Genomic DNA, 21993 nt, shown 5'->3' with positions numbered 1-21993 from the left:
ATTGGAAACGCTTTATAACAAAAGGGTTATTGAAAAGGCTTAATTTTATGATTAAACTAGTTAGGGTGTTCTTAATTGTAAATTGATAGAAGGAGGAAAAAAACAATGAAAGAGAAACTTTTTGAAAGTTTGCAACGTTTAGGAAAAACCTTTATGTTACCAATTTCAATTTTACCCTTAGCTGGTTTATTTCTAGGTATATCAGCTTCTTTTACAGGTGAAACATTTGTGAAAATGTATCACTTAGAAAATATTCTTTCGCCGGGAATGCCGCTCCATAGTATTTTAAGCGTTTTAGGAGACTGCGGAGCCGTTGTCTTTGATAACCTAGGTTTATTGTTTGCTATATCCATTGCCTTAGGTTTGGCTAAAAGCGAGAAAGGGGTGGCAGCCTTATCAGCCGTGGTGGGCTACTTTATGATGTACGCCTCACTATCTAGTTCCATCATCCACCTCCGTGGTTTAGAAGAATTGGAAAAAATACCAGGATTGATTACTTCATTACTTGGCTTTGAGCATACCATGAACCTCGGTGTCTTTGGTGGGATTATTATTGGCTGTCTAGTGGCTTGGCTACATAATCGTTATTACAAGATCGAACTCCCTGATGCCTTGTCATTTTTTGCCGGCACTCATTTTGTCCCAATTGTTTCAGCAGTTGCTGGAGTTCTTAGTGGACTTATTTTATCTTTTATCTGGCCGTATTTCGCTGCTGGAATTGCTAATCTCGGTCAGGTTATCGCTAATACTGGCCACTTAGGGACCTTCCTTTACGGTTATATTTATCGTGCCTTAATTCCATTTGGATTGCATCATATTTTTTATTTACCATTTTGGCAAACCGCTGTAGGAGGGACTGCTGTCGTTGATGGGACCACTGTTGTGGGCGCCCAAAATATTATTTTTGCCCAATTAAAGGCTGGAGAAGCTATTTCTCCCGATGCAGCTAGATTCTTTGCCTTCCAATTTCCAGAAATGATCTTTGCCTTACCAGCTGCTGCCTACGCCATGTACCGGGCCGCTAGATCAGATAAGAAGACCATGGTCAAGGGGCTATTATTTTCTGCATCCCTAACCTCAATTGTTACGGGGATTACGGAGCCGATTGAATTTACTATTTTATTTGCGTCTCCTTTACTTTATTTTGGGGTGCATTGTGTTCTCTTTGCTTTATCTACTGTCTTAGTCCATATTGCCGGAGTAGGGGTTGGACTAACTTTCTCAGGAGGTTTAATTGATTTTATTCTTTACGGCGTCTTGCCAGGCAATGCAAGAACACATTGGATTCCAGTGGTTATTATCGGTATTATTTACGCCATTGTCTATTTCTTCCTCTTCCATTGGATTATAAAGAAATTTGACTTGGATACTCCAGGAAGAAAAGCAGATACTTCATTACATACTAAAGAAGAATTCCGAAACAAAAATGCGCTTAATGGCTTGAGTGAAAATGATCAAAGAGCTTATCAAATTGTTAGCGGTTTGGGTGGTACCGATAACCTTGTCGATGTTGATAATTGTGCCACCCGTCTACGGGTAACGGTCAAAAACGGTGATGAGGTTAATAAGGAAGCCCTACAAGCCACTGGCGCAGCCGGCGTTGTGGTCCGTGGTAATAGTGTCCAAGTCATCTATGGAACTACAGTGTCAACCATTAAGACCCAAGTCACTGAATTCATCGAAAGTGGCCAAGCCCCCAAAACAGCGGCAACAGTCGTGAACGAAAACCAAGCAGAAGATCCCAAGGAATCAGCTCAAGTCGTTAATAATCAAGCGATTTTAGATGGTATCCCTGTAGAACTTTATGCGGTTGCAGATGGTGAGGTCATTAGCATTGATAAGGTTGAAGATGAGGTCTTCTCTCAAAAGATGATGGGGGACGGCTATGCTATCCAACCTAGTCAAGGCCAAGTGGTCGCGCCAGTAAGTGGGAAAATCTTAAACATCTTTCCAACTAAGCATGCCCTTGGTATCCAAAGTGATGAAGGGCTTGAAATCCTCGTTCACATGGGTTTAGACACGGTTGAACTCAAGGGAGAAGGCTTTAATATTCAAGTTGAAGAAGGACAAAGTGTTAAACCTGGGGATCCGTTAGCTCAAATGGACCTAGCAAGTATCGTAGCTAAAGGTAAAGCTTGTGACATTATGGTTGTCTTAACCAATAGTGATAAGGTTCATAGCTTCGATGTTCTTGACCAAAAACAAGTCAAAGCTGGCGAAAAGGTCGGCGAAGCCTTATTAAATAAGGAATAGTGTGTTAATTAGCATTACTTAACTAAAGGTTCTAGTAGTGGAACAAATCGTCTACTGCTAGGCCTTTTTATATACTAATCGCTCGGCAGAGTTTACCTTAAAAGTTCTAAACCATTACTTCCTTTATGAATTTACTTAATTATTTTAATAGACGAAACAAGCTTTAGGGTATACTATAAAGAGAAAGTTAGTGCAGTTATTAGGAAAGGGGTTAGACAATGGAAGCAGGTTATCAAAATACAGAAGTTAATCAAAGCTTTTACTTACAAGTGGACGATCAGCATAAATTGTATGTCGAAGACTGTGGAAACACAAAAGGGCAACCAGTTATTTTTTTACATGGAGGTCCTGGGAGTGAGATTACTCCAAGTTGCCGCTTATTTTTCGACCCTGAAAAATATCATATTATTTTATTTGACCAACGAGGGACAGGGAAGAGTAAGCCTTTTTTATCTACCGAGAATAATACACCTTTTGATAGTGTCCGCGATATGGAACTGATCCGTGAATACTATGGTTATGACAACTGGTTTGTTTTTGGTGGGTCTTATGGGTCGACCTTGGCTTTGGTCTACGCCATTTTACATCCTGAACGGGTGGAACAATTAATACTAAGAGGGATCTTTCTAGGGCGTCAAGAAGAGATTGATTGGTTGTATGAAGGTGGGGCAGCTAAATTTTATCCCGAAGCTTACGAAAAATACCTGTCTTTCTTGAGTGATGAAGAGCAAAAAAATTGCGTCCATGCTTATTACCAAAAAATCCATCAGGGAGATAAAGAAGCTCATCAAGCGGCATGTAGGTATTGGACCAAGTGGGAATCTTCCTTGTTGACTCTACTGCCTCATTTTCCCGAAGAAGACCAACTGAGTCCAAGTGAAGAAGCGACAGCCGTTTTAGAATCGCATTACTTTGAAAATCATATGTTTTTTGAAGAAGATAATTATATTTTAAATAATGTTCACCGCTTTAATGATATCCCGATGGAAATTGTCCAAGGCCGGTATGATGTCATTTGCCCACCAAATTCAGCCTATCAACTCCACCAAGCATGTCCAAAATCGAATTTACATCTGGTAGAAGCCAGTGGTCATAGCCCTTACGATCCTGAAATGTTAAAAACAATCGTAGCGATTATGGACCAATTAGCCCAATAAAATAAAAAGCACTCCTCAACATGACCTTTAAGGATAAGTGATCGTTGAAGGGTGCTTTTCTATTTAATTAAAAAAGGGATTTGTTAATTTTTCTTCAGCAATGGTAGAAGACCCGTAATGGCCTGGATAAACCAGGGTCTGGTCTGGTAAAGTAAACATTTTTCGGGGAATACTTTGCATAATCGCTTGGGTATCTCCACCCGGAAAATCGGTTCGACCGATCGTTCCTTTAAAGAGGGTATCACCAGTCATCATAAAGGGCTGGTCGCTGTTATTAAAGAATAAACAAGTACTTCCCTGAGTATGACCTGGTGTATGGATGGGGATAAAGCCAATGCTTCCTATACTTTGCTCCTGGTCATCTTGGTAGTAAGAATCTGCCGCTTGAAAAGTCAAGTGACCTAAACCAATAAAGGGACTCATGTTATACATAGGATCACTTAACCAGGGCGCCTCAGCTTGATTAATATAGCCCGGAATTTGGTAATATTGACGGATATCGTCTAGGGCACCGATATGGTCACAATGACCATGAGTAATTAAGACAGCTAGGGGTTTTAGTTGTAGCTTTTGAATTTCAGAACGAATTCTGCCCGCTGAAGAACCGGGATCAATAATTAGGGCTTCTTTATTTTGCTCGTTATAGACTAGATAGGTATTAGCTTCCAAGACCTCAGTAACGACTCGGGATACTTTGAGCATAAGTTGACCTCCTGAATATATACTAAAAATAAAAATAAAGCCATAGTTGCTGGGAATCCAACAGCTATGGCATACAGAAGTGAATGATCAATTAGTCTTCTTGTTGTTCTTTAACGAAATCAAGGAATTGATGGAAGAGCATGTCTAAGAATTTATCTGTCCCTTCATCAGTCATGCGACCGGTTTCGTCAAATTTGTTAGCAGCTTGTCCCATTAAAAATTCTGCACCTGGGAAAACTCTAGCATATAAACCTGGAGAAGTGAAAATGTTACGTAAGTTATCTTGGGCACGAACAGAACCTAGGGTACCTAATGAAGCCCCCACAATCATCACAGGTTTGTTTTGGAAAGGTTTACGAACACTTGATAACCATTCGATGACACTCTTAAGAGCGGCGGTAATAGCGTGGTCATATTCAGCTGTTGAAATAACAACGCCGTCAGCAGCTTCAATTTTGTCAGCTAATTCATTGACCACATCAGGAACATCTTGTCCCATGTAATCTGCGTTAAATAGAGGGATTTCATTAATTTCAGCAACTTCAAATTCAACTTCGTCACCGAATTTATTGGCCATATGTTCAATTAAAAGACGGTTATGAGACTTAGAAGCATTGTTACCAATAATACCGACAATTTTCAATTAAAAAAACTCCTTTCGCTAAGCCAGGGATTTCCTGTTTAACAATTTGATTATTTGATATTTAGCGTGATTAAAAATTAAACGCTTTCTTATTCATTGTAAAATGAATTTGGCAAAATGTCTACACTATTGAGAAAATAAATAGAATATAATAGTTATGGATTATTTCTTATCTTCAGGCTCTTTTACTGTTATTATAGATATAACCTATATTTTAAAGGAGCTGGTTGAATGCGTTATTTTTATCTCATTTTAGGTTGGACTTCCTTCGCTCTAGGTGCCTTGGGAACCTTTATCCCTGTATTACCAACAACTCCATTCATGCTATTAGCAGCCTGGGCCTTTGCGCGTAGCTCTAAGCGCTTTGATCAATGGCTGAAAAGTACAAAAATCTACCAATATTATGGAGCAGATTTTGAAGATGGTGGTGGGATTCCTTTAAAAAAGAAAGTACAAATTATACTCATTACCTATACCGTGATGGCTATATCCATTTATTTTGTCCCACTTAAGCCTGTAAGATTACTAATTGTTGCCATTGGTATAATATTTGGGTTATGGTTATTTCTTAAAATGCCTACTAAGAAAGAGTAAAGGCCTATTTAGCCATTACTTTTATTCTTTTCATAGTGGCGTCGACACTGTCATAATACACCTTTCCAAACTTAGCCAGGTGAAGCATGAGTAAATATAACTGATAAAAGTTTAAGCGTAATTCATAGCCTGCTGCCATAGGGTAAAGGGCTTGGTAGGTTTGATAAAAATCATGGTTAAAACCGCCAAAGACCATGGAGACCCCAATATCAAACTCACGATCGCCGTAAAAAGGGGCAGGATCAAAGATAGCCGGTCGACCATCGCTTAAAAACATAAAATTACCTGACCATAAGTCGCCATGTAGGAGGGAAGGGTGACTTTTATGCTGGCTCAAGCTATCTATAATGATGGCGCGAATTTCTTGGTAGGCATCACTTTCGTCCTGTTGCCATAGTTGGTGGTCCATCAGATAATCATGGAGGGGGTCTAGCCTTTGTTTAATGAAAAAGTCAGACCAGGAGGAACTCCAGGCATTTGAAAAAGTCAAACTCGCCCCTTGATAATCCAGTTCAAAGCCAAATTGACCATTGTCGTTGTGGACATGGTGTAAGTTACTGATTAATTCAGCCAAACGCTTTTGGTCTCCTGAAAAGCCTTCATCGAGATAAGTCAAGAGAAGATAGGCGTCACCATTAATTTCCCCCTGACTGATCACTTTTGGTGCAGTGATACCTGTCTTTTCAAAGGCCTTAAGACCAGTAACCTCACTGTCATAAAAGGAAGCCGGAGTATTCTTTTGAACCAAGAGAAAATAAGGGCCATTATTACTATCGATGCGATAAGCATCGTTGACGTCTCCACCTGAAACGGGATGAAGTTTTTGAATGTCCTTCACTGGTAATTGACTGATCCATTGACGGTTGATTTTCGTCATTAATAGGACTCCTTTCGCTTTACTTTATTCATAAATTAATTGATACTCTATAAGATATTTAAGGGGACTACTTGCTTTCTTTCCTAGCAGCTAGTACCTTTTTATAGACCTCAAGAACGCCTTGATCATTGTTGCTTTGGCTGGTTGTATAGTTGGCGTAAGATTTGACCTGGTCACTTGCGTTCTTCATGGCAAAGGAGTGAGGGGTTAAGGAGAGCATTTCCGTATCATTCCCACTATCGCCAATAACGACTAATTCACTAGGGGAGTAATTAAGTTTTTCCAGTAATTTATCTAAACCGTGACCCTTTGATTGGCCTTCCATAGTGATATCAATCCACTTTGCGCCACTAGGCATCACGGTGTAAGGAGCGGAAATTTGCTCTTGATACTCTTGGAGGTAGTCTTTATTGTCATAGTCAGGGAAATAGGCAGTGACTTTATTTACTTCAGCTTCTACTTGACCTAAGTCATCAACAAATTCGATTTTTACATAGTCACTAAAATCATTGTAGTAGGGTTTCGCTTGGCTATCAAAATAAGCCTTATCATTAGCTATTAGAGCGGGGATTCCTTTAGAGGCCCCTTTAATTAAACTAATCAGCTCCCTATAAGCTGACTGGCTAATGGTTGAATTATAAATAGTCTCTTCTTCATAGCTAACGAAGGTCCCTCCAGAGCAGACTAAGGCCATTTCTTTTATCCGATCTTTAAAGACTGCTTCTAGGGCATAATAGGGTTTCCCTGAAGCAATTCCAAAAATAACCCCTTGGTCCTGCAAGTCATCCACATAGGATTTTAGTTCCTTAGGCAATTCGCCTTGGTCACTTAAGAGGGTCCCGTCCATATCACTAGCAATTAATTTGATTTCTTTAAAGCTTTCAGTCATAATTTTTCCTTTCTTATGATTTTACTTAGATTCTCATTTAACTTAACTCTAGCACACAACCCCCATAAAAAATAATCTTAGTCACTTTAAGTTAACTTCGCTAAACACATCAATAGGAATAAGCTGGGCTTTTAGCTATAATATCCCTTAGAGATTAATGAAGAAAGAGGTTTTGAAATGGCCGATCGTACACCAGGACTAACTTATCAAGCCGTTTATAAAGGAATGAAATTACTATTAGAAGCTGAATCAGATATTGTAGTAGATATTGTTGGACACGGCGGGATCGGTAAGACGCAACTGGTACAAAATTTAGCCCAAGACTTGGGCTATGGGTTTTATGAAATGACCTGTTCCTTACTACAACCAGGAGACTTAACCATGCCTATCCCCAAAGAGGACCGCATTGAATATTATCTCAACCCCCAAATTCAAGGGGCAGTTGATGAAGCCAGAGCAAACCCTGACCGTAAGGTGATCCTATTTTTAGATGAATTTAACCGTCCCATTGCCATGGTTCAAAGCGAACTCATGAACTTGGTATTACAACGTCATCTGATGGGAATTCACTTACCCGATAATGTCATTATTATTACCGCAGAGAACCCTTCTAGCGATACAGAAGGTTTTGAAGGCAACGCTTATGCAACCAGTGCACGTGATTTAGCGATTAATGACCGGACCATGCGCATTCGGATGGGAGCTAATTTAGACCATTGGATTGAAAGCTTTGCTGACCAGGAGAATGAATCGGGTCAGACTAATATTCATCCGCTAGTCAAGAACTATCTTCAAGCAGAAGGGCGTCAATATTTCATTGTTATTGATGAAACCCGTGATAAAAACCCAACTCCTCGTGCATATGAGCGTTTATCCCACTTGCTCTATGATTATGAAGCCATAGGAATTGATCCTACACAAATTAAAGATGATGACTTACTCGCCTTCTTAGTTGAAGGGATCGACGGCTGTATTGGTGAAGAGGCTGGGCAAGTCTTCTTGTCTTATCTAGAAAATCACCAAGGAGACTACATTAGTCCTAAAGAAATTATTAATTTAGATAGTGCGGACTTACCTGAATCAATCAAAGAACGTTTTTTAAAAATGCCTGCGATTAGGAAGAAAAGAATTATTCAAGACTTAACGCAATCGCTATTGGATCATAAGGAGCTCATCAAGGATAAATATCTACTTAGCCGCTATGTTGATTTATTTTTACTTGCTGACCCCGACCTAATCTATTCCCTAGTCACTCGCTTAATGCAAGCTGAAGCAGGAAGTCCCTTGGAAGAATTAAGGGCAGGACTCAGTGAGGATAAACGCTTTATTGATAAGGCCTATGCCATTACTATGGCCAGTGGATCAAACTTAGAAGACACCAACTAATAATTCTGGGACTAAGAAAAGGAATAAAAGAGGTGAGAGCGATGAATCGAATGCAGAGCCAACCTATTCAGGAAGAAAAGGTAGATAAAAGCCATAAGACGGATCTTTTTTATGATGATATCAATCAGCTTTTTCGTGAACTAAATTATGCCTTCATCACCTATATGAATTTTGGCTGGTCGGAGGATTATGATAAATTTTCTCAGCTAATGGATGAATTTATTGGTCTTTTATGCGCTAAACTCATGGCAAATCGTTCTTATCAGGGAGCTGGAGACGTTCTTTTTGCTGGAGTTTTATTCCAGATGGACCGCAGGATGTCTGAGGACCTGGCTAAACCGCTTAACGTTAGCGTTGAGGGGACTAGCTTAACGCTGTCAGTTAATCCAGTGCTCTTTTTCATGTACTATCAGGGTCCAAAACAAATGTTAGCTGGCATCCGTCAAATTTGTTACCATATTATTTTTAATCATTTGACTGACTATGACTGGGCCTTCCTCAATGAAGAGGATGGCAAAATGATGAGTGTGGCCATGGATACTGAAGTCAATCAATACATCGATAACCTCCCAGACCACGCCGCCAGTTTAGATAGTATGAAGCAATTGCTGTCTAAAAATTCCCTTAACGAGAAACAGGGTTCATTATATTACTATCAAGAGCTGAAAGCTGCTCGCGATGACCCCAAACACCATAGCCATGATCGGGTATGGTCAACCTTTGAGAAGATGAAGGGCAGTGGGGATATGAATGATACCTATAGTCAACTCAGCAAAAATTTTGACCCCGAAAAAGCTCGGGAATTGCGGATTGAATCGGCAGAGCAATTAAATGATGAAATGAAGAAAAATCATTCCATGCAGCCTGTTATTCCCCAAAGTAAGAATAATGACTTACACCGAAAAATTATCAACGGTATTGTACGTAAGGCTTATGAAAATATGGATGAAGAAATGCGCCAACATCTCAGTGGTAATATTAAAGAAAAAGTTCAAGTTCTCTTTAAGCAACGTTCTCTGAATTGGAAGGACATTATCATGCGCGGTTTGGGTCAAGCACCAATTCCTTATCGCTATTCCAAAAACCGGGTCAATCGCCGCCAACCTTATCGAATCGACCTACCGGGAAGGACTTTAGATACTGCTGCCCAATTAGTGGCCTTCATTGATACCAGTGCTTCGCAAAATGCTGAGGCCTTAGCATACAGCTTAGCAGAGCTTGCTAATATTAATAAAACTTTAGGGACTGATATTTGGGTGGTCCAAGTAGATACCCAGGTGGTCGGTGTTAAAAAACTGGATCAAAGTAATGTCGACCAGTTCCAATTTGAGGGTCGGGGAGGAACCAGTTTTGCACCAGCTTTTGAATGGTTACATGAAAATGGGTTTAATGATAGAAATTCAGTATCTGTCTATTTTACTGATGGTTACGGCGATGACGGTTTTGAGCGTTACGGTTATCAAAACATGTACTGGGTGCTGACAACAGCTGACCCTAAGGAGCCCTCGCCACTATCTACCGATAGCGGGGGAAAATTATTATACTTACGCCAAGATGAAAAATATAATCACCGGATAATTAAGCAAAAGCGTCATAGCTAGTTATAAAGGGGAGAAAAAACTTTGTCATTAGGAGCAAGTCAAAAAAAACAACTGATCTTAAAAAGCCAATTTGGTCAGTACCTAGACCTCGTAAAAACTATTAATTATGATGAGCTAGCTCAGGCAGGGATTAGTATTGCTTTCAATTTTAAAGGGATTAGCGATGAAATTGCCTTCTACATGGTTATTCATGGCTATTTAGCTGGATTTGAAAGTGACCGGCAAAAAGAGACTCTGATACGTCAAGCCAATAATTATCGCCTAAATAATGAAGTTACTCTGGAAAACCTGGACCAATTTCTCGAAGTGGTGTGGGATGACTACCAAGTTCGTATGGAAGCAAGCAGGAATAGTGAAAATAAGCCAGATAATAATATCATTGCCCGGCACGGTAACAATAAAAAACTTTGGAATCATTTTATGGCAGAAAATATCCCTGAACTGGAAAATAAACGCCAGCGTTATCTTTCCAGTCAAGAGTGGTAGCAAAGCATATTATTTGTTCTTTATCAAATAAAAATGATATGATGATAATAGTTAAAGAGGAAAGGAGTTTTGCATATGTCAGATGAAAAAGTTGTTGTTAACATGCTTAATCAAAAAGGTGAAGATTCAGGTACCGCTACTTTTGAAGAAGGCGACGGTAAGGTAAAAGTTACTGTAGATTTTCACGGTTTACCAGAAGGTGAATTTGCAATGCACATTCACGAATATGGTGCTGCATCTCCAGAAGAAGAATTTGCTGATGCAAAAAGTCACTTCAACCCAACAGGTGTTGACCATGGTAAAAAATCAGAAAATGGTCCTCACTTAGGTGACTTACCAAACATTGAAGTACCAGCTAGTGGTGACTTTAAAGGAGTCTACGAAATTGAAGGCCTTTCTCTAAAAGAGGATGCTAAATATTCTCTTCATAATGAAGGCAACGGGACAGCCCTAATTGTTCACACTGGTGCAGATGACTATATTTCCCAACCTACAGGGGATGCTGGTGGTCGTCAATTAGGTGGCGTTATCTTCCCAGCTAAATAAGCGATTAAGTAGGTTATAGACACTGTGAGCTCATGGTTAGGCCATGAGCTCTTTTTATTTTTAGCTAGATTTTATTCATTTTAAACTATTTTTTATGTAAGAATATCTAACCAATTTTTCCTTTTTATGGTATTATTAAAAAAAATAAAGAATTTTGAATGAGAATTTGTAACATAATAAAGGAGGCATTCTTATGCTGTTTACGGATGAGGAAAAATTACAAATTTTACGCGACGTGTTAGCTATTGAAAGCGAAAATGATCAGGAGGCAGAAGTTGCTGAATATTTTAGCCGCTTACTAGCAAAGTATGGTATTGAGAGTGAGATTATTGAATACCAAACTGGGCGTTCTTCGCTTATTGCTAATATCTATGGTAGTGAAGGTAGAGAAGGAAAGGTCTTGGTCTATTCAGGACATTTTGATGTCGTATCTGCAGGCGACCATAATGACTGGACTTATCCACCTTTTGCTGGAGAAATTCATGATGGGAAAATCTACGGCCGGGGGACTTCAGACATGAAGTCTGGATTGGTTGACTTGGTCTTGGCCGCCATTGAATTAAAGGAAGCCGGTGCTAATTTTAAAGGTTGCCTACGCTTAGCACTAACGGTTGGTGAAGAAATCGGCATGTATGGGTCGAAACAATTAGTCGAATCAGGTTATTTAGATGATGCTGATGGCTTTTTAATTGCAGAACCTTCAGGCAGTGAGTCAGTGGTATATGCCCATAAGGGATCCATCCAATATGAAATTATTGCTCATGGGAAAACTGTTCACTCTTCTATGCCAGAAGTGGGCATTGATGCCTTGCAATTAATGGTGGATTATATCAACTTAAGCAATCAGCGCTTTGATGAAAGCTTTAATACAAAATCCGCATATAATACTGACCTAGGAAAAACCCTCAATGTCAATACAGTGATCGAAGGCGGAACCCAAATCAATAGTGTGGCTGGCTTAGTAAAGATGAAAGCCAATACCCGGACCGTTCCCGAAGCGGACAATGAGTTAGTTTTATCGATAATTAATGACAGTATCGAAGAGCTAAACGCTAAGACTGAGGGATATTTAGAATTAAATCTTCTCCAAAATAATCCACCAGCAACCTCAACAGAAGATAACGATCTAATAAAAGCTATCCAATCCAGTGTCAATCATGGGTTAGAGCTTACCGTTACTGGAGGAGCAACAGATGCTTCTAACTTCGGTCAAATTGGTAAAGACTATGATTTAGCGGTTTATGGACCAGGAGAACCCTCAGTTGCTCACCAAGAAAATGAATATGTTGAATTAGATAAATTCTTATCTTTCGTTGATATCTATAAAGAAACAGCCCTAAACTATCTTAAATAAAATACCCATCTAAGCTAAATGAAAGAGGACTGCCTATGAATCACTACTTAGAAATTGCTAATAGCTCAATCGTTTTCTTCCTCTGTGCTATTGTCATTTTAATTGTTAGCGTTCAGGCTATCTTGTTTATCAAGAAAGCCTATAATCGAGGACTAGAATTGGGAATGACCAAGAAAACTTTAAAAAGGGCGATGACCAATAGTGCCATGTTGTCTGTCGTTCCTTCCCTGCCGATTATTGTAATGATGCTAGCCTTATCTGTGCCTTTAGGGAAATACTTTCCTTGGCTGCGACTATCGATTGTTGGTTCAGCCGGCTATGAGGGAATGGCTGCTAATATAGCTGCTCAAAGTCAGGGACTTACTGATATTTCAGACCCTAACTTAACCCCAGAAGTCTTCATCATTATCATGTTTGTGATGACAATTGGAATCATATGGGGGATACTATTTAACATTCTCTTTATGGACAAACTAGACCAAGTCTCCCAAAAGGCTAAGGAAGAGAGTCATAATACTAACATGGTCGCTTTAGTATCTGGCGCTTTATTTACAGCAATGTTAATTACCTTATCGACACCTTATGTATTTAATACGGAAAATATCTCATCCCTAGTGGCTTTCTTAGCTGCCGGGCTGACGACTTTAATCATCGATTTCTTAGCTAAGCGCTTTGGCTGGACTAGCCTAAAAGATTATTCCCTACCCATTGCTTTGATAGTAGGGATGGGAGCCGTCATCCTACAAGCACAAATATTTTAAGGAGTTTAGCCTATGAACGATAAAAAAACACGTACTTCAAAAGAATTTTCTCAAGAAATCAACCGCCTAGGCAAGATCACCAGTATAATTGCTTTAATTGCCATGTTTATGGTGCCGATAGGGACGGCTTATTGGTATGGAGTCGGTTTATCCTTTACTAAGGCTTTAGCGGCCGGGAGTAGTTTAATCGCTATTTTTCTACCTATGGCAGTGGTAGAGAACCTGTCCTTCTATCCCATCTTTGGTTCTGGAGCCATGTATTTGAGTTCAATTACCGGGAATATAACTAACATGAAGATGCCAGTGACGGTAGCTGGACAAAAAATTGCCGGGGTCAGTCCAGGGAGCGAGAAGGGGGATGTGATTGCCATAATTTGTGTGGGGATCTCTTCACTGGTGACTATCGTAGTTTTAGCCGCAGGGGTATTTTTAATTGGATCCTGGCTAGTGCCTATCTTAAACCATCCTGTCCTTAAACCGGGTTTTGACCATATTACGCCAGCTCTTTTTGGTGCTATAACAGTCCCTCAGTTACTGAATAATAAGAAGATTGCCATTGCCCCTTTAATTTTTACGGCAGCTTTATTCTTATTTTTAGGCCCTGCAGCCTACAGTCAATATCAATCTTATATCTTAATTTCTGCCATGGTAATTTCATTTGCGGTTGCTTACTTTTTAGATAAGAATAAGCAATCATAAGCTGATGTGTTTTTATAATCCTCTTGGTTTTGAGACCAAGCATTACCAATAGATATCAAAAATATATCTGATAAGATAGGGTGTAACGATCACTAACCAAATTTTAGTCAATGACCTGTTGATTTATCAAGCTTTTACCTAATCAATAGTGATCGATCTTCCGGTCCATCTTTCTAGAATGATGATAAAGTGATTTGCCTTTAGGACAAAGCCTTGCTATGCTATAAAACAAATAAATAAATTAACTGTGATGAGAAGAGTAGCTTATTCAAAGCGTTTACAGAAAATTAGTAGGGATGAGAGCTAATGACGATGGAATCAGTGAAGATGAACTCGGAGGTTTTAGAAGGTGTCGGCTTTCTAAACGGTAGCAACCGTTACTTTGCAGCAATTGATACAGATTGTATAAGTGACTCCTTTAGCAATAGAGGAGTAATCAGGGTGGTACCACGGTTATCCCGTCCCTAGGAAAGATTATTGTTCCAGGGATGGGATTTTTTTATGACATCAATTAAAAATAAAAGGAGTGCTAATTATGCCAAAATTTACTCAGTTAAAACAATCACCGTTTCGTTATGACCATGTGGGGTCTTTTCTACGTCCCCAAGAGCTCATTGATGCAAGAGCGAAATTTGAAAACGAAGAAATTGAATATTCAGAACTTAAAACTTTAGAAGACCAAGCGATTATTGACCTGATCAAAAAAGAAGAAGCCCTTGGTTTAAAGACCATCACGGATGGTGAATTTCGCCGTAAAAGTTGGCATTTTGACTTCTTCTGGGGACTCAATGGTGTTGACCGTGTTGAAGTAGAAGCGGGAACTCAATTCTCCGGAGAACAAGTCTTTGCCGTGACCAGCCGAATTGTTGATAAAATAAATGGTGATAACCATCCTTTTGTGAATCATTTCAAATTTACCCAAGCGCATGCTTCTGATCATGTTGACGTTAAGCAAACCATTCCAGCGCCAGCTCAATTCTTGCAAGAGGTTTTACGTGACTTTAATAAGGAATATACTCAGGGGATATATAGCCAATTAGACGACTTATTAGCTGATATTACCCAAGCCTATAGCCAAGTCATTGAAGACCTCTATCAAGCAGGCTGTCGGACCATTCAATTTGATGATTGTACTTGGGGACGTTTAGCTGGGGGTAAAGATTACGATGGAAGTGAATATAGCCAAGGGAAAATCGAAGAATTAAAAGCCCTTTATGCCCGCGTCAATAATGCAGTTATCGCAAATAAACCTTCCGATTTAAGGATCAACACCCATATCTGTAGGGGAAATTTCCGCTCAACTTGGTTTGCTTCAGGAGGCTATGACACCGTACAAAGCCCCTTATTTGATCAAGAAAATGTCCATGCCTACTTCCTAGAATATGACTCTGAGCGGGCGGGAACTTTTGAACCTCTAAAGACTGTATCTGATGACAAGCATGTCGTCTTAGGCTTAGTCACAACAAAGTCAGCTGAATTAGAAAGCAAAGACGACCTAATCGCCCGGATTAAAGAAGCCAGTCAATATGTTCCCTTAGATCGTTTAAGTATTAGCCCTCAATGTGGCTTTTCTTCCAATGAAATTGGCAATAAGATCAGTGAAGAAGACCAATGGAAAAAAATAAAATTATTAATCGAAGTTGCAAAAGAAGTATGGGGCGAAGATGCCTAAGTAGCCGCTCACAAAAATTTACTAAGCCTTAGCAATTACAACAACGCTTAAGACGCTGAAGTTGATTGAAAAGTTGAAGGGGTAATTGATTTACCACAGAAGAACTTTTTAGTCAATTCCAGCTTTTTTGATTATATGAGGATTTATTTGATAGAATTGTATTCTTTTTATTTTATTGATATATTAAAACTATGAAAAATATTTACAGGAATAATAATTTAAAAAGAAGGAGATTCTATGATTGAATTTGATCAGGTTGAGAAAATTTATCCTGGTAATGTCCAGGCCTTAAAGAAATCGTCGCTAACGATTAATGATGGTGAGTTTGTTTGTTTTATCGGACGATCGGGTAGCGGGAAAACTACCGCACTCCGTATGATTAATCGGATGCATGATCCCAGTTCTGGGGACATATTAATTAATGGACAAAAGACCACCAACCTTAATCCCGTTGATTTAAGGCGTAAAATTGGTTATGTCATCCAACAAATTGGGCTCATGCCCCACATGACGATTTACGATAACATTGTTACCGTACCACGCTTACTCAAAGTTGACGAAGAAGAATGTAAAAGAATCGCCCATCGCTTATTAAAGCGAGTGGAATTACCAGAAGATTTCCTTGACCGCTATCCTTCTGAACTATCAGGAGGGCAGCAACAGCGGGTTGGGGTTATCCGCGCATTAGCTGCGAATCCAGAAATTGTTTTAATGGATGAACCCTTTGGAGCTTTGGATCCCATCACCAGAGATTCCTTACAAGAACTCGTCAAAGATTTACAAAGAGAATATGGGTCAACCTTTGTTTTTGTGACTCATGATATGGATGAGGCACTCGCATTGGCAGACCGAATTGCGATTTGGCGGGATGGCGATCTGGTTCAATATGATACTCCAGATAATATTATTCAAAATCCTGCAGACGACTACGTCCGCGATTTCTTAGGTGAAGACCGTCTCATGCAGGCTCGGGCCAATATCATCACTGTTAAGGAAATTATGAACACAAATCCCTTAACGATTAGTTTAGGCAAATCGATTAGCGATGCTATTCGAGTTATGCGCAATAACCGTGTCGATTCGCTATTTGTGATTGATGATTATCGTCATCTAATGGGAAGGATTAGCCTGGAAACCATTACTCATGAACAATCCCGTGATGCTTCTGTCAGTGCGGTAATGGACCAAAGGACTTATCCAGTCCAAGAGGATGACTTGGTCCAAGATACCATGCAACGTATCCTAAAAGGGGCTTTGCCTAATATTCCAGTTGTCAATAGTGACCGGCAATTAACCGGTATTGTCACCCGCAGTGCTTTAGTTAACTTTGTTTACGATAGTGTCTGGGGCGATGATAGTGAAGAAGATAATTCAGAAGAAACAGTCACCAGTCAAGAAGAGGGGACTGAATGAGTATGATAGAATTTTTACAACAAGAAGGCGATGAAATTTTAAGACTTTTAGGCCAGCACATTAGTATTTCCCTCATTTCCTTAGCTTTGGGAATCGCCGTTGCTATTCCTTTGGGAATCTTTCTATCTCAACATCAAAAATATGCCGGTGGTTTTATTAGTTTAGTAAGTATCTTACAAACTATTCCCACTATGGCACTTTTAGCCTTAATGATCCCTTTCTTTGGTGTGGGAAGGACACCATCGATTATAGCCTTATTCCTCTATTCCTTACTGCCCATTCTTAGAAATACTTATTTAGGAATGACTTCGGTAAGTGCTGATCTCTTAGATGCAGGTAAGGGCATGGGCTTGACCCCTTGGCAATTAATTTGGAAAGTGCAACTTCCCTTAGCTACGCCCGTGATTATGGCTGGGGTGCGTTTATCAGCGGTCTATGTGATTGCCTGGACCACGCTAGCGGCATATATCGGTGGTGGGGGCTTAGGAGAAATGATCTTTAATGGTCTAAACCTCTTTAGAGCTGACCTCATCTTTGGTGGAACGATCCCAGTAACCATACTGGCCTTAGTAGTTGATTTTATCATGGGGAAAGTTGAACAATGGTCCTCACCTCAAATGTCATCAAAAGAGGAGGCGGCTTAAGCATGAAACGTATTATTAAAAGAATTCTCACTCTCTTTAGTGTCGTCTTATTGTCTAGTTGTTCCTTACCCGGTTTATCTAATGCTGCTGATTCGGATACTATAACCATTGCCAGCTTAGGTAGTACAGAAGCTGAAATTATGGGCTTCATTGTTGAAGGCATGGTAGAACACTATATACCTATTGATGCTAATCGGATTACTAACCTCGGTTCCTCATCGATGAACCACGCCGCCCTTCAAACCGGAGATGCAAACGTGGCTTCAGTCCGTTATACAGGGACCAGCTTGACAGGTGAATTGGGCCAAGAACCGATTACAGATCCCCAACTCGCGCTTGAAAAAGTCGTTAAAGGCTTTGAAGAAGAGTTTGACCAAACCTGGTATCCTACTTATGGCTTTGCCAACACCTATGCCTTTATGGTAAGGCGAGAAGATGCGGAGGAACTAGGCCTTGAAAAGGTCAGCGATTTAGAACAATATGCCGATACCTTTAAGGTGGGAGTCGATAACTCCTGGCTCGAACGCGAAGGGGACGGCTATGATGGCTTTGTCCAAACTTACGGTTTTGACTTTGATAACCTTTACCCCATGGCCATTGGGTTGGTTTACACAGCCATAGCTAATGGAGAAATTGATGTTGCCTTAGGCTATTCAACCGACGGAAGAATTATCTCTGAAGATCTCAAGGTCTTAGAAGACGACAGACACCTATTCCCTCCTTATGACGCTAGTCCTGTAGCTACCAATGAGATACGTGCCAGATATCCTGACCTGGATAAGGTCATGGCCAAACTTGCAGGAGCGATCAGTAATGAAGAAATGCAACGGCTAAACTTTACCGCTGATAATTACTTATTAGAACCTAGTACAGTAGCTAAGGAATGGTTACTACGTAATAATTATTTTGAAAACAAAGAACCTTACTTAGAACCAGTCAGAAAAAAGGAGGTTGAATAGACATGGCTGATATCACGGATTTAAGTGTATGGCAACAATTACTCTATTATTATTCAGAAAATAGTTCTTATGTCATTAGTCAATTCTTTCAACAAATGCTAATGGCCTTGTATGGCACCATATTTGCCTGTTTATTGGCTATCCCATTAGGTTTTTACATTGCTAGACGGGAAAAACTAGCCAATGTCGTGATTAGTATCGCAAATATTATTCAAACCGTTCCAGCCTTGGCCTTATTGTCTGTATTGATGCTTTACTTAGGGCTAGGGTCAAATCTGGTGGTTTTAACCGTCTTCCTCTATTCCTTATTGCCGATTCTACGAAATACTTATACTGGGGTTAGAAATATCGATGCCGGCATCATTGATGTTGGTAAGGGCATGGGCATGACTAAGATGCAAGTGATTTTAAAAGTTGAATTTCCTTTAGCCTTCCCGGTCATTTTAGGAGGTATTCGAAATGCTTTCATTACTGCCATTGGGATTGCTACCATTGGTACCTTTGTTGGAGCAGGGGGACTAGGTTCCATTTTAACCCGGGGTGTTAACGCTTCGGAAGGGACCAGTATTATCTTAGCTGGCGTAATCCCGATCGCCTTAATGTCTATCGTGGCTGATTATCTGATGGAATTACTAGAAAGACGGCTCAGTCCTAATGCAAGTAAGAATAAATAAGTGAAAGGAGAATTGCATGACGGCTACAAATTATACTGTCCGTTATAATGTCTTTTCTGATATTCCTGTCTTAGAGGTATTTATGGAAGGACAGAGTAATAAATTAAAGGACTTTATTATTGGCTATCACGGCTGGACAAATGTCAAAGAATCAATTCTAACCCAAGCCATCGCTTTTGCTAAGGCAGGCTTTCATGTGGTTATCCCTGATGCCTATCTCCATGGACAACGGCGCCCCAATAATTACCAATATCAAATGGAAAAAGACCTGGCATCCGTTCTAAAGCATAATGTAGAAGAATTTCCACGCTTAGTTCAGGCCATAACAGAAGCTTATAGTGTTAAGCACTTGGCTATTTTTGGAACGTCAATGGGTGGGCTCACGACTGGTTTAATTATTGCTAAGAATGGCCATAAGTTAGATGGGGCAGTCCAATACATTGCTGCCATTGATGCGGTTGAACAATTAGGGCAATTATATAACCAAGACCAAGCTAGTCAAAATGTAAATGAAGACTTAGCCTTTATCCGTAGCTGGAACCTAGCCGACCATCTCGATCAGCTAGAGGGTCTTCCATTCTTTGTTTATAATGGGGGCAAGGATAACTGGATAAATACAGATATTAATCGCCAGCTTATCCCAAAAATACAAGCGGATAATAAGGGGGTTAACATCTCATACTACATTTATGAGGAAGAAGACCACTGGGTTCCTTTTGATATCATTGAGAAATCGGTCGACTTTATCCAAAAAAATTTATAATTACAATTAAAGCAGAAGAAAAGGACTTCATCATAATTAGGGTGAAGTCCTTTTTTATCGCTTTAGAAGCCTTCATTATGTTTTAAGTATTCTTCTTCCTCAGGAGTGTTTTCACGCCCTAAGTATTCATTGCGGTAGGGATAGCGACCATATTCTTTAATGATATCATAGTGCATTTTTTCATATTTTAAGCGCTGGCTCAGTCCGGGTTCAGAAGCAAAGAGATCTAGAGCTTGTTCATGTATTTTAAGCGATTCTGAATGCATAAAGGGCATATAGAAGAAGCCACGCTCTTCAACTGTCAAATCATTTAAATCAGCGTGTTCAATGCCTTCTTGGGCTAAAGCCAGGGCCATATTGTCATAAGCATAGGCCTGGCCACTATTGCGATAGATATTACGGGAGAATTGGTCTAATACAATAATTTCAGCTAGCCTACCTTTAGCATCTTGACGCCAATCTGCGTGTTCACCAGCGGCAACTTGGCTATGTAGGTCAGAGAACCTTTCTATAATTTGCTGATCCACTTGATCGCCACCGTTGAACCACTGTTTCGGGTCCAGTTCTTTAAACCAAAAGTCTAATACCTCATTATAATCCATTATTTACACCTCTCTAATAAACTGATATTTCGTTCAACTTACCATACTAGTCTCATTTTAGCGAATTAAATGAAAATTATCGAAGGAGTTGAAGTTAAATGATGGTCATATGTATAATTATAGTAACTTTAATTTGATAGAATAGTAAGTAAGATGCAAGAATAGGGGAGTATCATGAAAGAAATTGCCTTAGTTGCCTTATCTAATGGTCTAAGCAATAAAGAAAAGAAAACACTGGTAAACTTAATCAAGCTGTTAGAAAATCTTTCTGTTAAAGTACACTACCAAGCAGATGCCTTATTTAGCGACTCTAGGATTGGAGCAGTTAATGCCAAAAAACGAGCTGAAATAGTTAACCAGTATTTTAAAAATCCGGCAATTAATTTTATCTTCGATTTGTCAGGAGGAGATGTAGCTAATGAAACTATTTGCTATTTAGATTATAAAGCAATTAAAAATTCTTCCTGCAAATTATTTGGCTATTCTGATTTAACCACGGTGATTAACGCAATTTATACTCAAACCGGTAAAAGCTCAGTACTCTTTCAAGTGCGGCACTTGGTTGATAAAAGTAGTCATAGACAATTTGAAGCTTTTAGAAGTCTTATAGATGATAGGGACACAAATGATGTAGTCAACAAGTTTATCCAGGAAAATTCTAAATTTATTCAGGGAAGTGCCGTAAGTGGTCAAGTTTTAGGTGGTAACATTCGCTGTTTCCTCAAATTAGCTGGAACCGCTTATTGGCCAGATCTAAAGGGAAAATTTTTATTTTTAGAAAGTTACAGCGGTCTGGAAGGCCGTATTAGAACTTACTTCGCTCAATTACAGCAATTAGGTGTATTTGAAGACATCAGCGGCTTAATATTAGGATCTTTTACTGAATTAGATAATCAAATAGGCAGAGATTGTCTTATAGATATCGTCAGTGAATACGTCAGTCCTGAATTACCCTTAGTATCGACGGAAGCCATTGGCCACCAAAAGGATTCATTGCCTTTAATCATTGGTCAAGACCTATCATTAAAAGACTAATTGCATTAATTGATGGCTAAATCGTCTGTATTTTGAATTAGAGATTAGAGTAAGAATAAAATCGCCCAAGGAGCTAGCACAGTAGAGTACATTCTATTGTGCTTTTTTATGCTGTCCATATGGATCATTTATTAATTAACAGAAGATTTACACAGTAAAAGGACTTGAAAGTATCCATTTATTAGCTTTTTGTTACTACATTAAGTAATTATTGGCTTAACCCTTTATTTGACTAAAAAGTTATATAAGTCTTGACAAAGTTATTTTAGGGCGCCAAAATAAA

22 protein-coding genes and 1 other annotated feature are annotated in these 21993 nt (G+C 39.4%); of the genes, 17 read left to right on the top strand and 5 right to left on the bottom strand.

Going from position 1 to position 21993, the window contains the following annotated elements; genetic code table 11:
• The first annotated feature begins 105 nt into the window (after positions 1-105).
• Entirely contained in the window at positions 106-2253 is a 2148-nt protein-coding gene (locus AWM73_RS04530) for a PTS transporter subunit IIABC (protein WP_060778271.1), read from the top strand.
• A 218-nt stretch (positions 2254-2471) separates the two neighbouring features.
• Entirely contained in the window at positions 2472-3410 is a 939-nt protein-coding gene (gene pip, locus AWM73_RS04525) for a prolyl aminopeptidase (RefSeq protein ID WP_060778270.1), read from the top strand.
• 63 nt (positions 3411-3473) lie between these two features.
• On the opposite strand, the gene AWM73_RS04520 is transcribed toward pip, so the two are convergent.
• Positions 3474-4112, bottom strand: a complete 639-nt coding sequence (locus AWM73_RS04520; protein ID WP_060778269.1) for an MBL fold metallo-hydrolase — start codon at positions 4110-4112, stop codon at positions 3474-3476.
• Positions 4113-4203: 91 nt separating this feature from the next.
• A complete protein-coding gene (locus tag AWM73_RS04515; protein ID WP_060778268.1) occupies positions 4204-4755 on the bottom strand; it encodes an NADPH-dependent FMN reductase in 552 nt (183 codons plus the stop codon).
• A 231-nt stretch (positions 4756-4986) separates the two neighbouring features.
• Here AWM73_RS04515 and AWM73_RS04510 point away from each other — a divergent pair, with 231 nt between their 5' ends.
• Positions 4987-5349: a YbaN family protein gene (locus AWM73_RS04510; RefSeq protein ID WP_060778267.1), complete on the top strand. Its 363-nt coding sequence runs from the start codon at positions 4987-4989 to the stop codon at positions 5347-5349.
• Between the two features lie 4 nt (positions 5350-5353).
• Here AWM73_RS04510 and AWM73_RS04505 read toward each other — a convergent pair whose 3' ends face one another.
• Both AWM73_RS04505 and AWM73_RS04500 read right to left on the bottom strand, forming a co-directional pair.
• Entirely contained in the window at positions 5354-6226 is an 873-nt protein-coding gene (locus AWM73_RS04505; protein ID WP_060778266.1) for a fructosamine kinase family protein, read from the bottom strand.
• 67 nt (positions 6227-6293) lie between these two features.
• The gene (locus AWM73_RS04500) at positions 6294-7115 is read right to left on the bottom strand and encodes an HAD family hydrolase (protein ID WP_060778265.1); all 822 of its coding nucleotides are present in this window, start codon (positions 7113-7115) and stop codon (positions 6294-6296) included.
• 177 nt (positions 7116-7292) lie between these two features.
• On the opposite strand from AWM73_RS04500, the gene AWM73_RS04495 reads away from it, so the two are divergent.
• From AWM73_RS04495 to AWM73_RS04435, 13 genes are all read left to right on the top strand, one after another.
• A complete protein-coding gene (locus tag AWM73_RS04495; RefSeq protein ID WP_060778264.1) occupies positions 7293-8501 on the top strand; it encodes an ATP-binding protein in 1209 nt (402 codons plus the stop codon).
• Positions 8502-8542: 41 nt separating this feature from the next.
• A complete protein-coding gene (locus AWM73_RS04490) occupies positions 8543-10102 on the top strand; it encodes a vWA domain-containing protein (RefSeq protein ID WP_060778263.1) in 1560 nt (519 codons plus the stop codon).
• 21 nt (positions 10103-10123) lie between these two features.
• On the top strand, positions 10124-10588 hold the full coding sequence (locus AWM73_RS04485; RefSeq protein ID WP_060778262.1) for a glycerol-3-phosphate dehydrogenase/oxidase: 465 nt from the start codon (positions 10124-10126) through the stop codon (positions 10586-10588).
• A 75-nt stretch (positions 10589-10663) separates the two neighbouring features.
• Positions 10664-11134 (top strand): superoxide dismutase family protein, encoded by a 471-nt coding sequence (locus AWM73_RS04480; RefSeq protein WP_013669735.1) that lies wholly within the window; start codon positions 10664-10666, stop codon positions 11132-11134.
• A 193-nt stretch (positions 11135-11327) separates the two neighbouring features.
• Positions 11328-12488, top strand: a complete 1161-nt coding sequence (locus AWM73_RS04475; protein ID WP_076340216.1) for an ArgE/DapE family deacylase — start codon at positions 11328-11330, stop codon at positions 12486-12488.
• A gap of 35 nt (positions 12489-12523) precedes the next feature.
• On the top strand, positions 12524-13249 hold the full coding sequence (locus AWM73_RS04470) for a DUF5058 family protein (RefSeq protein WP_060778261.1): 726 nt from the start codon (positions 12524-12526) through the stop codon (positions 13247-13249).
• A 12-nt stretch (positions 13250-13261) separates the two neighbouring features.
• Positions 13262-13948: a hypothetical protein gene (locus AWM73_RS04465; RefSeq protein ID WP_060778260.1), complete on the top strand. Its 687-nt coding sequence runs from the start codon at positions 13262-13264 to the stop codon at positions 13946-13948.
• A 238-nt stretch (positions 13949-14186) separates the two neighbouring features.
• Positions 14187-14417, top strand: a binding site (T-box leader).
• 66 nt (positions 14418-14483) lie between these two features.
• Positions 14484-15620: a 5-methyltetrahydropteroyltriglutamate--homocysteine S-methyltransferase gene (locus tag AWM73_RS04460; RefSeq protein ID WP_060778259.1), complete on the top strand. Its 1137-nt coding sequence runs from the start codon at positions 14484-14486 to the stop codon at positions 15618-15620.
• 237 nt (positions 15621-15857) lie between these two features.
• A complete protein-coding gene (locus AWM73_RS04455) occupies positions 15858-17033 on the top strand; it encodes an ABC transporter ATP-binding protein (RefSeq protein ID WP_060778258.1) in 1176 nt (391 codons plus the stop codon).
• Positions 17034-17035: 2 nt separating this feature from the next.
• Positions 17036-17677, top strand: coding sequence for an ABC transporter permease (locus AWM73_RS04450; RefSeq protein ID WP_060779064.1), 642 nt, complete (start codon positions 17036-17038; stop codon positions 17675-17677).
• A gap of 2 nt (positions 17678-17679) precedes the next feature.
• The gene (locus tag AWM73_RS04445) at positions 17680-18636 is read left to right on the top strand and encodes an osmoprotectant ABC transporter substrate-binding protein (protein ID WP_060778257.1); all 957 of its coding nucleotides are present in this window, start codon (positions 17680-17682) and stop codon (positions 18634-18636) included.
• A 2-nt stretch (positions 18637-18638) separates the two neighbouring features.
• Positions 18639-19310 carry an ABC transporter permease gene (locus tag AWM73_RS04440; protein WP_013669043.1) on the top strand — a complete coding sequence of 224 codons (672 nt, stop codon included), beginning with the start codon at positions 18639-18641 and terminating at the stop codon, positions 19308-19310.
• Positions 19311-19326: 16 nt separating this feature from the next.
• Entirely contained in the window at positions 19327-20073 is a 747-nt protein-coding gene (locus AWM73_RS04435) for an alpha/beta hydrolase family protein (RefSeq protein ID WP_060778256.1), read from the top strand.
• Positions 20074-20135: 62 nt separating this feature from the next.
• Here AWM73_RS04435 and AWM73_RS04430 read toward each other — a convergent pair whose 3' ends face one another.
• Positions 20136-20675, bottom strand: a complete 540-nt coding sequence (locus tag AWM73_RS04430; RefSeq protein ID WP_060778255.1) for a DUF924 family protein — start codon at positions 20673-20675, stop codon at positions 20136-20138.
• A 174-nt stretch (positions 20676-20849) separates the two neighbouring features.
• Here AWM73_RS04430 and AWM73_RS04425 point away from each other — a divergent pair, with 174 nt between their 5' ends.
• The gene (locus tag AWM73_RS04425) at positions 20850-21710 is read left to right on the top strand and encodes an LD-carboxypeptidase (protein ID WP_060778254.1); all 861 of its coding nucleotides are present in this window, start codon (positions 20850-20852) and stop codon (positions 21708-21710) included.
• Positions 21711-21993 lie beyond the last annotated feature (283 nt).

Origin of the sequence: Aerococcus urinae (assembly GCF_001543175.1) — a bacterium.
GTDB classification, from domain to species: Bacteria; Bacillota; Bacilli; order Lactobacillales; family Aerococcaceae; genus Aerococcus; species Aerococcus urinae.
Note: the sequence above shows the minus strand (reverse complement) of the source record. Positions and strands in the feature narration are given on the sequence as shown.